An 11,784-nucleotide genomic window follows, 5' to 3' on the forward strand; every position below is an offset into this window, starting at 1 on the left:
TATGTCAAAATTTGAATTGAAATTACCGCAAATGGGAGAAAGTGTCGCAGAAGCTACCTTGACCAACTGGTTGAAGGAAGTGGGCGATACCATTGAGATGGACGAGGCCATCTTTGAAATTGCCACCGATAAAGTGGATTCCGAAGTTCCCAGCGAAGTGGATGGCGTGTTGTTGGAAAAGCGGTTCGATGTAGATGATGTCATAAAAGTTGGTGAAGTGGTCGCCGTAATCCAAATAGAAGGTGAAGCTGACCAAGTAGCGGATGACACCTCCGATGATGAAATGGTGGTAGAGGAAACCGCAGAAGTACCAGCAAGGGAATTGGAAGCCCAAATGGCAGGAGTGAAAGAATCCGTTTCCTCCCCAGCACCCGATTTTTCAAATTCGGAACGATTCTATTCACCTTTGGTGAAAAACATAGCCAAAGAAGAAAATATTTCCATGGACGAATTGGAGGCGATTGCAGGTACCGGTAAAGAAGGCAGGGTCACCAAGAACGATATTATGGCCTACTTGGAAAATCGTTCCAATGGAAGGCAGCAGCAAGTGGAATCCAAACCCCAGCCCGAAACCAAAACAGAAAAAGTCGCTGCGCCCGAGCCTCCAAAACAGGCTCCGGTAAAACCGCAAGAGTCCAAAGTGCAAGTAGGAGCCGGTGATGAGGTAATCCCGTTGACCCGTATGGGCAAACTGATCGCCCACCACATGATGGAGAGCATATCTACCTCCGCACACGTGCAGAGTTTTGTGGAAGTGGACGTGACCAATGTGGTGAACTGGAGAAATAAAGTAAAAAATGTATTCCAGGAACGTGAAGGGGAAAAACTGACCTTTACGCCCATATTTATGGAAGCTGTGGCCATGGCCCTTAAAAAATATCCAATGATGAACATATCGTTGGACGGGGACAAGGTGATTAAAAAGAAAAATATCAACTTAGGTATGGCAGCGGCCCTGCCTGATGGCAATTTAATAGTTCCCGTGATTAAAAATGCCGATCAATTGAACTTGGTAGGCATGGCCAAAACCGTGAACGATCTTGCCAGTAGAGCCAGAAATAATCAGTTGAAGCCCGATGAGGTAAAAGATGGCACCTACACGGTAACCAATGTCGGTTCCTTCGGAAGTGTTTTCGGAACGCCGATCATCAATCAACCACAAGTGGGAATCCTTGCTTTGGGCGCCATCAGAAAAATGCCATCAGTCATCGAGACCGATCAAGGAGAATATATTGGTATCCGCAGTAAAATGTACCTATCACACAGTTACGACCACCGTGTTGTAAATGGTGCCTTGGGGGGTATGTTTGTAAAAGCCGTGGCCGATTATTTGGAAGCTTGGGACATAAACAGGGAAATATAACGGAAAACCGTTCATATTCTTTTCACTATTCTTAATTTAGAAGCCCAGTGAATTTTATTTAAAACGTCCCACATGCAATTACAATTGACCAAACCTATCTGCTTTTTCGATTTGGAGACCACGGGAACCAACGTAGCGAAGGATAGGATAGTTGAAATATCCATCCTAAAGGTTTTTCCCAATGGAAACAAGGAAAGCAAGACATGGTTGGTGAACCCAGAAATGCCGATTCCGGCAGAATCTGAGGCCATTCATGGAATTTCCGATGAAAAAGTGGCCAACGAGCCCACATTTAAACAGTTGTCCAAAGACATTTATGCCATGATCCGTGATAGTGATTTGGCAGGTTTCAATTCCGACAGGTTCGATATTCCACTGTTGGCGGAGGAAATGCTCCGGGCCGATGTGGATTTTGATATGAAGAGCATGGTTTCCGTAGATGTCCAGACCATTTTCCATAAGATGGAAAAGCGAACGTTGGAAGCGGCCTACAAATTCTATTGTGATAAGAATTTGGACGACGCTCACAGTGCCGAAGCCGATACCATGGCCACTTATGAAGTTTTGCTCGCACAGTTGGAAAGATACCCTGAACTGGAAAACGATGTTAAAAAACTATCGGAGTTCACTACCCGAAAGCAAAATCTTGATTTTGCAGGTTTTATCGGTGTGGATGAAAATGACAACCCTATTTTTTCCTTCGGAAAGCACAAAGGAAAAACGGTGGATGAGGTCATGGAAAAAGAACCCGGATATTTTGGTTGGATTTTGAACGCCGACTTCCCGCTGTACACCAAAAAAGTACTTACCCAAATAAAGTTGAGCAAGCTCAACAATAAATTTTAAGATAAGAAGCGTTAACCCCCATAACAGATTATGAAGCTGATTTGTATAGGACGTAATTACGTTGATCATATTGATGAATTGAACAACGAGCGTCCGGATGAACCTGTGGTTTTTATAAAGCCCGATTCTGCTATTTTGCCCAAAGAGCAAGATTTTTATATCCCCGAATTTTCTCAAGATGTACATTATGAAGTAGAGGTCTTGGTGAAAATCAAAAAAGTGGGAAAACATGTTTCCAAAGAATTTGCCCACAAGTATTATGACGAAATTGGGCTGGGTATAGATTTTACGGCAAGAGACCTTCAATCCAAATTAAAATCCAAAGGATTGCCCTGGGAAAAGGCCAAAGGATTTGATGGAGCGGCCGTGGTAGGCAAGTGGTTGTCCAAAAACAAATTTAAAGATTTGGACAATCTAAATTTTACATTGTCAAAAAATGGAGAAAAAATGCAAGAAGGGAATACCTCTTTAATGTTGTGGAAAATAGATGAAATTATAGCGTATGTATCGACGTATTTTATGCTGAAAAAGGGCGATATCATCTTTACCGGTACGCCTGCCGGTGTTGGTAAAGTAAGCCCAAATGACTACCTTGTCGGTACATTGGAAGGAGAGCAACTGTTTGATATTAATGTAAGATAATGATTTACAACCTCGATAAAATAAATGAAATGGCCGAAGGTGATGAGGATTTCATTACCTCGGTAATTTCTGTGTTTTTGGAAGAAGTTCCAGAAGACTTGGAAAGCCTTGAAAAGGCAATCAGCTGTAAGGACTACGAAAACATATACAAGCTAGCGCACAAAATTAAACCCAATGTGGATATTTTGGGCATGGAGCAAACAAGGGCCAAGGCGCTCGAAATAGAAACCTTGGGTAAAACAACAGGCAGTATGCAGGAAATAGAGGAAAAATTTCCCATCCTTAAAAAGGATGTGCTCCAAGTGGTCACCGAACTGAAAAACGACTTCAATTTATAGATGCAAGCCGAAATAATTACCATTGGGGACGAAATTCTCATTGGCCAGATTGTAGATTCCAATTCAGCGTTCATTTCCAAAGAACTGAACAAAATTGGGGTCTCGGTCTATCAAATTACTTCCGTACAAGACGATAGGGAACATATACTCAAATCTTTAAAAGAAGCAGGGGAACGTTCTTCGGTGGTCATCATTACGGGTGGTTTGGGCCCCACAAAGGATGATGTGACCAAGCACGCCCTTTGTGAGTTCTTTGAGGACGAACTTGTTCGGGACGATTCAGTATTGTCTCACATTGAAGAGCTTTTCAAAAAATATATTACCACCCCTATTTCTGATTTGAACAGGGAGCAAGCCATGGTTCCATCCAAGGCTACGGTGCTGCACAACGAATTTGGTACCGCTCCTGGCTTGTGGATAAAAAAAGGGAAGACCGCCTTTGTTTCACTTCCAGGTGTACCTTATGAGATGAGAAATCTCATCGCCAAATCCGTATTGCCCAAGATTATTGAAGCATACGAACGTCCACACATTGTTCATAAAACCATTATGACCTATGGTATGGGAGAGAGTGCCGTGGCAGAAAAACTGGAAGATTGGGAGAATAATCTACCATCTTTTATAAAGTTTGCCTACTTGCCCAATCTTGGGAGCGTACGGTTGCGGCTTTCTGCCAAAGGAACGGATAAAGAAGCCTTAATGGCCGGCATAGAGGAACAGGTTAAAAAGTTGTATCCTTTGATTGGCGATATAATTTATGGCGAGGAGGAAGAAGATGGACGAGTGGAGAAACAAATCGGTACTTTGTTGACCAATAAAAAAATGACATTGTCCACGGCCGAAAGTTTTACGGGCGGCAGTATTGCAGAAAGAATTACCGCAGTTCCGGGAGCATCCAATTATTTTAAGGGAAGTATAGTGTGCTATGCCACCGAGATGAAAGTGAAATTGTTGGACGTGCCACAAGAGCTTATAGATAAACATTCCGTAGTCAGCGAAGAAGTTGCCATGGCCATGGCCAACAATGTGAAGAAAAAGCTGGAAACTGATTTTGCGATTGCCACTACAGGTAACGCAGGGCCCACCAAAGGGGATTCCGATGCCGATGTTGGAACTGTTTACATAGGAATAAGCACACCAAAAGCTACTTTTGCCCAAAAATTTGTAATGGGCAAGCATCGGGAAAGGGTTGTCAAAAAGTCTGTAAACAAGGCTTTTGAGCTCTTGTACAAAGAAATTTTAAATTTCTGAAAAAGATTTTTGTACGTCCCATTAAAATGGTGTAAATTTGCAGCCTCAATAAAATCACTCAAATAGTTAGGGAGATGTCTAAAGTTTGTGAAGTAACAGGAAAAAAGGTGATGTTTGGAAACAACGTTTCCTTTTCTATCAATAAGACCAAAAGGAGGTTCGATGCGAATATCTCCAAGAAGAGATTTTATATTCCAGAGGAAGATCGTTGGGTAACCTTGAACGTTTCTGCCCGTGGGTTGAAAATCATCAACAAAAAAGGAATCTCTGCTGTCTTGAAGGAAATCAATTCCAAAAAGTAAGTTGTAAAAGCATTATAAGTACAATACAATGGCAAAGAAAGGAAATAGGGTTCAGGTAATTTTAGAGTGTACAGAACACAAGGAATCTGGTATGCCAGGTACTTCTAGGTATATTACCACAAAGAACAAGAAGAACACGCCAGATAGGATGGAGATCAAAAAGTATAATCCTATCCTTAAGCGTATGACCGTTCATAAAGAAATTAAGTAATAGCTTTTTACAAAGTAAATAGCATAAAAATATAAACCATGGCAAAGAAAACAGTAGCAACACTTCAGTCATCATCCAAAAGATTGACAAAGGCCATCAAAATGGTTAAATCTCCTAAAACTGGAGCATACACTTTTGTAGAGTCCGTTATGCCACCAGAAATGGTTAATGACTGGTTGAACAGCAAATAAGGAAATCTCCTTGTAGACAATATAGAAGCCGCTTTTTTAGCGGCTTTTTTATTTTCTTGACTTTGTATTTCACCAGCCTCTGCTACAATCATAAGGGTAATCCGTCCCGATCAAATTTTGTATTAACAAAACTCCCCTTACTTTCCTATCTTTGACCATTAGCAAAGAACACAGGATGAGCTTATTCAAAAATATATTTTCAAAGGATAAAAAAGAGACCTTGGACAAGGGGCTCGAAAAATCCAAAACCAGTTTTTTTGGTAAACTGGGCAAGGCCGTTGCAGGTAAATCCAAAGTGGATGATGAGGTATTGGATAACCTGGAAGAGGTTTTGGTAACTTCCGATGTAGGCGTAAATACTACACTTAAAATAATCGACCGAATCGAAGAACGTGTGTCCCGTGACAAATATATGGACACCGATGAACTCAACACCATTCTTCGAGAAGAGATTGCAGGTTTGCTTTCTGAGACCAATTCGGGCGAGGATACCGAAATTACCGTGCCCCAAGACAAAAAGCCGTATGTAATTATGGTGGTAGGTGTAAATGGTGTGGGTAAAACAACCACCATTGGTAAATTGGCCCATAAGTTTAAAAGTAAAGGAATGAAAGTGGTGCTGGGAGCAGCCGACACCTTCCGTGCTGCCGCCATTGATCAATTGGAAGTGTGGGCAAAACGGGTGGATGTGCCCATCATCAAACAAAAAATGGGCAGTGATCCCGCTTCCGTGGCATTTGATACCTTGAGTTCGGCGGTGGCAGAAAATGTAGACGTGGTTTTGGTGGATACCGCAGGACGTTTGCACAACAAGGTCAATTTAATGAACGAACTATCCAAAGTGAAGCGCGTAATGCAAAAAGTGGTCCCCGACGCGCCTCACGAGGTGCTTTTGGTGCTGGACGGATCTACGGGACAGAACGCATTTGAACAGGCCAAACAATTTACCAAGGCCACCGAAGTAACCAGTTTGGCCGTAACCAAGTTGGACGGAACAGCAAAAGGTGGGGTTGTCATCGGCATTTCCGACCAATTCCAGATTCCCGTAAAATATATTGGGGTAGGTGAAGGAATCGAAGATCTTCAAGTGTTCAATAAATATGAATTTGTCGATTCATTCTTCAAAATATAATATCATGTTCAGATATTTTCTATGTGCTTCTCTACTGATTGGATTCATTTCTTGTAAAGATAAAAATGCGGAACCCAAGGAAGAGATTGTCCTTTGGACACCCTATAACGATTCCGCTGAGGTTGCTGCCAATGCAGATCACGAGAACAAGAGGATGCGCTATAAATTCATCCAGAGCAAGGTCTTGGATAAGAACGAAGTGTTTCTCCCTCTGTATGACGAAGTATCCCAGTTCACCGAAGCGCAATACGAAAAAATGAAACCTTTGGTTTTGGAACAGGATATCCCAACCATTCAAAACCATATTGATGCAGGAACGTTCTCCTACGAAGATTTGGTATTGTTCTACCTACATCGAATTTATAAATACGAGTTGCCGAACAAAACCACCTTAAACACCATAATTGCATTGAATCCAAAGGTGCTTGAAGAAGCCCGTCAACTGGATGAAAGCAAGGAGATCCATCATCTTATTTATGGGATGCCCATTTTATTGAAGGATAATATCGGAACCTCCGAAATGAAAACCACAGCAGGTGCCATTGTTCTCAAAGAAAACCAGACCGATGATGCTTTTATCGTGGAACGTCTAAAGTCAAAGGGAGCATTAATTTTAGGTAAGGTAAACCTAAGTGAGTGGGCTAACTTTATTTGTAGTGTATGTCCCAATGGCCAGAGCGTCATAGGCGGACAGACCTTAAATCCCTACGGAAGAAGGGTTTTTGATACGGGTGGTTCCAGTGCGGGCAGCGGAACATCCACCGCAGTCAATTATGCAGTAGGTGCGGTGGGAACCGAGACTTCTGGGAGCATACTTTCACCATCTAGTCAAAGTTCCGTAGTGGGATTAAAACCGACTATTGGTCTGTTGAGCAGGACGGGAATCGTGCCTATCTCCAGTACCTTGGACACCCCGGGTCCCATGACCAAAAATGTAACCGATAACGCCATCCTTTTGGATGCCATGTTGGGCAAGGACGAAACCGATTATAAATCGGTAAGTACGGAAAAACCAGGTATTTTATCCGCTTGGATGAGCCCTGAGCCCCTCAATGAAATTCGTCTTGGGGTGATGACAAACTTAATGGAGGGGGACTCCATTTATGCTGCCAATGTGGAAGCTTTGCGAGAAGCTGGTGCTCAAATAGTTGCATTTGAAGCAGAAAGTATTCCTTTGGAAGGTTTCACTACGCTGTTGAATTTGGATATGAAAGAGGATTTACCTGCTTATTTAAACGCTGAGGTGAAAGATAGGGACGCTGTAAGAGTAGCATCGGTAGAAGATGTGGTTACATTCAACAATCAAGATTCTTTGGTTAGAATACCCTACGGGCAAGCACGTTTTGATGGTATTTTGGCCGATTCGACCACGGCAGAACAATTCGAAAAAATAAAGCAAGATTTGAGGGAATCAGGTAGGGCGTTCTTCAAAATAATGGAAGAAAAGCAGCTTGATGCCGTGTTGAGTATCAACAATTACCATGCAGGCTATGCTGCCGTGGCAGAATATCCCGCTTTGACCGTTCCGATGGGGTATAAAGCTGATGGCGAGCCTGAAAGCATGACTTTTATCGGAAAACCATTTTCCGAAGCCCATTTGTTGCGAATAGGCAAAGCTTTTGAAGAGCTGACCAAGGCCCGAAAAATGCCAGAAGACTATCGGGATTAACAAGCTTAGTATTGCTTTTACCTAATTACTACAAGATATACTACCGCTAAAATTATACACTAAAGTGATTGTAATGCTTTGCGTTATTGTATTTTTGCACTCCATTTATAGGAAATATGCGTACAAAATCGCTCAAAAAGAACAAAATCAATGTAGTGACCTTGGGTTGTAGCAAAAATGTCTACGACTCCGAAGTGTTGATGGGACAATTGCGTGCCAACAACAAAGATGTGGCACACGAAGAGGAAGGCAATGTTGTGGTGATCAACACCTGCGGATTTATTGCGAATGCCAAGGAAGAAAGTGTCAACACCATTTTGGACTACGTACAGCGCAAAGAAGCTGGGGATGTTGATAAGGTTTTTGTGACCGGCTGCTTGAGCGAGCGTTATAAACCGGATTTGGAGAAAGAAATTCCCAATGTGGATGAGTATTTTGGGACCAGTGACCTTCCCAATTTGTTGAAAGCGCTTGGTGCCGATTACAAGCACGAGTTGATTGGTGAGCGTTTGACCACTACACCTAAAAACTATGCCTATCTTAAAATTGCCGAAGGTTGTGATCGGCCTTGCTCGTTCTGTGCGATTCCATTAATGAGAGGCAAGCACAGGAGCACACCTATTGAAGATTTGGTGGCCGAGGCTGAAAAGTTGGCGGCCAATGGGGTCAAAGAACTCATTTTGATAGCGCAGGATCTTACCTACTATGGTTTGGATCTGTACAAAAAAAGAAACTTGGCAGAATTGCTTCAGGCATTGGCCAAAGTTGAGGGGATTGAATGGATTCGTTTGCATTATGCATTTCCTACAGGATTTCCAATGGATGTTTTGGAGGTAATGCGCAACGAGCCCAAGATTTGTAATTACATCGATATACCGCTTCAACATATTTCGGATTCCATACTTAAAAGTATGCGACGTGGTACCACCCAGGCCAAAACCACAAAGCTGTTGAAAGACTTTAGGGAAGCCGTTCCCGAAATGGCTATCCGAACCACATTGATCGTTGGGTATCCCGGTGAAACCGAAGAGGATTTTGAAACCCTGAAACAATGGGTCCAAGAAATGCGCTTTGAACGTTTGGGTTGTTTCACGTACAGTCATGAGGAGAATACCCACGCCTACAATCTGGAGGACGATGTTCCCGAAGAGGTGAAACAGGAGCGCGCCAATATTATCATGGAAATCCAATCCCAAATTTCTTGGGAACTCAACCAAGAGAAAATCGGGGAAACCTTCCGTTGTATTATCGATAGAAAAGAAGGGAACCATTTTGTGGGCCGTACGGAATTTGATTCACCCGATGTAGACAACGAAGTGCTTATTGACGCTACAAAACACTACGTAAAAATCGGAGACTTTGTCAACATCAAAATTACGGACGCATCGGATTACGATTTGTTCGGTGAGCCAGCCTAAGGGTCTTGCTTAGGGGCAATATTATTTTTATCATCCAAAGTGTAATTCTATAATGCACTTGCCATGCCTTGCGCAGCTTGGTATGTCTTCTCAACATGCTTTTATTTGTTAGCGACCACTTATTAAAAGTCGCGATTTTATTGTTTTTAAACACAGACAATATGATCAACCCTTAAAAATGACATTTGTCATGGTATTTGGTGGTGGTGTTAGGTACTTTTAGTATTTCAAAATAAAAGAAGATCAGATGTGTCATTTCCCAATTTTTGATTTCTAAAACATATCAGAAGCAACGATTGTTTGCAATTAACTATATAACTATGGACCAAAATCAAAATAAGCTAAAAGCAAGTGTTACCCTGCTTCGTATTTTTATCGGGTGGCACTTTTTATTTGAAGGTGTGGTGAAGATGTACAATCCCGAATGGACATCGTTTGGGTATTTGGCAACCGCGCAAGGACCTTTTGAGTGGTTTTTTACCATGTTGATCGGCGATGCAACCATAGGTTGGGTGGATACTTTGAACATTATTGCCCTTATGGTGGTTGGGGTCACCTTTACCCTTGGAATCTTTGAAAAAATCGGGGCCATTGTGGGCATTGGCCTGCTGGCATTGTATTTCTTGGCCCATCCGCCATTTCCCGGGTTAACACAAATGAACGCAGAAGGAAACTACTGGTTGATCAATAAGAATTTGATTGAACTTGTGGCCTGTATTGTGATTTACCAACTACCAACAGGCAAATACTTTGGTCTGGATTACCTTAGAAAGTACAAACTTAAAACTCAGGAACAATGAAATGGACTAGAAGAGACCTTTTACTAGGATTGGGAGGCCTGCCCATACTCGGAGCTGTATGGTGGGCAGGAGCGGCGACCTCTGTGGGGTCTAGAAATAAACGCTCGGAAATATTGGAACAACTTAATATAAAGCCATCATTGCCCCCTGCTGTTCCGGCTATTGGCGGTGAACCTGTTCGAATCGGAATTATAGGTTTTGGTATCCGAGGGGAACAATTGACCAGGGCATTGGGCTTTGCTACCGACGAATGGAAAGAAGAAATGCGTTTGGAAGCCGAAGAAGACCCGAACAATAAAAGATTGGAGGATTTTGAGAAACAAGAACCGCTCAATGTAAAGTTGGTAGGCATTTGTGATGTCTTCGATGTGCGTGCTGAGAAATTCATCAACTCCTTCTCGACGGATGATAATCAAATAAAAAGATATTTGACCTACAAGGATATGATCCAAAGTGGCGAAGTGGATGCCGTGGTAATCGCTACCCCGGACCACTGGCATGCTCCCATGTCCATCGAAGCATTGAACAATAATGTGCATGTATATGTAGAAAAACCCATGACACATACTATTGGTGAGACCTATGCCTTGCGCGAGGCCGCCGAAAAATCCGATGCGGTTTTTGCAGTAGGACACCAACATAGGCAAACCTTGAGTTTTGGCACGGCCCGAGACATTGTGGAAAAAGGAACGCTGGGGCATGTGTCCTTGATCCAGACAAACACAAACAGGAACGACGACAACGGGGCATGGAACTACGATATCCACGAAAAAGCCAGTCCCGATACCATTGATTGGGAACAATTCTTGGGGTCGGCACCAAAGGTACCGTTCAACAAAAACCACTTTTTCAGATGGCGTAAATGGTGGGCCTATGGCTCCGGACTTTCCGGGGATTTATTGACGCACGATTACGACCGCTTGAACTGCGTCCTCAATATGGGAATTCCAGCTTCGGTAAGTGCTTCAGGTGGAATTTATACCCATAACGATGGCCGAAATGTTCCCGATGTGATTCAAGTGAATATGGAATTTCCCGATTTCAGTACGGGAAGCAGTCAGACTAAGGGCAAGGAAAAAGGAATGACCTTTTGCTATAGTGCTACCTTGGGCAACGGTTTCAACCGCCCAACTATTTTAATGGGTCACGACGCCACAATGGAACTGGGCAATAGATTAACGGTTTGGCCCGATGGGGCGTCTACCCGGTATGCCGATATGTTGGAAATGGAAAAAATGAGACCTGACGTACCTATCTACCAATACGACCCAGCAGCGAATGCAACAGATGCCGTATCATCGGCAACATCGCAGTATTTTGCAGATAAAGGCCTAATGTGGACCTATATTGATGGAGTTCGTGTAGATTCCACCTTTTTGCACATGAGGGAATGGTTAAGTGTTATTAAAAATGGTGGAAACGTAAGCTGTGGCATCAAGGAAGGTTTTGATGAAGCTATTTCTGCCCACATGGCAGGTTTATCCTGGAAATTGGGAAGAAAAATAGAATGGAATGCAGCAAGCCAAACCTTAAAGCCGATTGAAGGTATAGATTTTGACCAAGTGCTCTTGGGCAACGAAAACTGGAACATGCAACCAGAAATGGTTGGGTGAGGTTTCTT

General features: G+C 42.8%; 13 protein-coding genes. All 13 read left to right on the forward strand.

Annotated features, from left to right (window positions below; all coding sequences use genetic code 11):
• The first annotated feature begins 1 nt into the window (after window position 1).
• The 13 genes from AC13CS_RS04420 to AC13CS_RS04480 all read left to right on the forward strand — a co-directional run bounded on the left by AC13CS_RS04420 (window position 2) and on the right by AC13CS_RS04480 (window position 11,776).
• Window positions 2-1,363: a dihydrolipoamide acetyltransferase family protein gene (locus AC13CS_RS04420; protein ID WP_293169255.1), complete on the forward strand. Its 1,362-nt coding sequence runs from the start codon at window positions 2-4 to the stop codon at window positions 1,361-1,363.
• 72 nt (window positions 1,364-1,435) lie between these two features.
• On the forward strand, window positions 1,436-2,209 hold the full coding sequence (locus AC13CS_RS04425; protein WP_293169253.1) for a 3'-5' exonuclease: 774 nt from the start codon (window positions 1,436-1,438) through the stop codon (window positions 2,207-2,209).
• Between the two features lie 30 nt (window positions 2,210-2,239).
• Window positions 2,240-2,851 carry a fumarylacetoacetate hydrolase family protein gene (locus AC13CS_RS04430; RefSeq protein WP_482888512.1) on the forward strand — a complete coding sequence of 204 codons (612 nt, stop codon included), beginning with the start codon at window positions 2,240-2,242 and terminating at the stop codon, window positions 2,849-2,851.
• Entirely contained in the window at window positions 2,851-3,189 is a 339-nt protein-coding gene (locus AC13CS_RS04435) for an Hpt domain-containing protein (RefSeq protein WP_163626821.1), read from the forward strand. Before AC13CS_RS04430 ends, AC13CS_RS04435 begins: the two co-directional genes overlap by 1 nt.
• Window positions 3,190-4,440 (forward strand): competence/damage-inducible protein A, encoded by a 1,251-nt coding sequence (locus AC13CS_RS04440; protein ID WP_482888513.1) that lies wholly within the window; start codon window positions 3,190-3,192, stop codon window positions 4,438-4,440.
• Window positions 4,441-4,514: 74 nt separating this feature from the next.
• Complete coding sequence (rpmB, locus tag AC13CS_RS04445) at window positions 4,515-4,742, forward strand: 50S ribosomal protein L28 (RefSeq protein ID WP_100817573.1); 228 nt, start codon at window positions 4,515-4,517, stop codon at window positions 4,740-4,742.
• A 28-nt stretch (window positions 4,743-4,770) separates the two neighbouring features.
• Entirely contained in the window at window positions 4,771-4,953 is a 183-nt protein-coding gene (gene rpmG / locus AC13CS_RS04450) for a 50S ribosomal protein L33 (protein WP_100817574.1), read from the forward strand.
• Window positions 4,954-4,991: 38 nt separating this feature from the next.
• Window positions 4,992-5,144: a DUF4295 domain-containing protein gene (locus AC13CS_RS04455; RefSeq protein ID WP_014033527.1), complete on the forward strand. Its 153-nt coding sequence runs from the start codon at window positions 4,992-4,994 to the stop codon at window positions 5,142-5,144.
• 175 nt (window positions 5,145-5,319) lie between these two features.
• Complete coding sequence (ftsY, locus tag AC13CS_RS04460; protein WP_482888514.1) at window positions 5,320-6,276, forward strand: signal recognition particle-docking protein FtsY; 957 nt, start codon at window positions 5,320-5,322, stop codon at window positions 6,274-6,276.
• Between the two features lie 4 nt (window positions 6,277-6,280).
• Window positions 6,281-7,945, forward strand: a complete 1,665-nt coding sequence (locus AC13CS_RS04465) for an amidase family protein (RefSeq protein WP_482888515.1) — start codon at window positions 6,281-6,283, stop codon at window positions 7,943-7,945.
• A gap of 116 nt (window positions 7,946-8,061) precedes the next feature.
• Window positions 8,062-9,363, forward strand: coding sequence for a 30S ribosomal protein S12 methylthiotransferase RimO (gene rimO / locus AC13CS_RS04470; RefSeq protein WP_482888516.1), 1,302 nt, complete (start codon window positions 8,062-8,064; stop codon window positions 9,361-9,363).
• Window positions 9,364-9,683: 320 nt separating this feature from the next.
• Complete coding sequence (locus tag AC13CS_RS04475; protein WP_326278885.1) at window positions 9,684-10,163, forward strand: DoxX family membrane protein; 480 nt, start codon at window positions 9,684-9,686, stop codon at window positions 10,161-10,163.
• Window positions 10,160-11,776, forward strand: coding sequence for a Gfo/Idh/MocA family protein (locus AC13CS_RS04480; RefSeq protein ID WP_482888517.1), 1,617 nt, complete (start codon window positions 10,160-10,162; stop codon window positions 11,774-11,776). The genes AC13CS_RS04475 and AC13CS_RS04480 overlap by 4 nt, the downstream gene beginning before the upstream one ends.
• The last annotated feature ends 8 nt before the right edge of the window (window positions 11,777-11,784 follow it).

The sequence above is a fragment of the Flagellimonas sp. B-3 genome, from assembly GCF_056857835.1.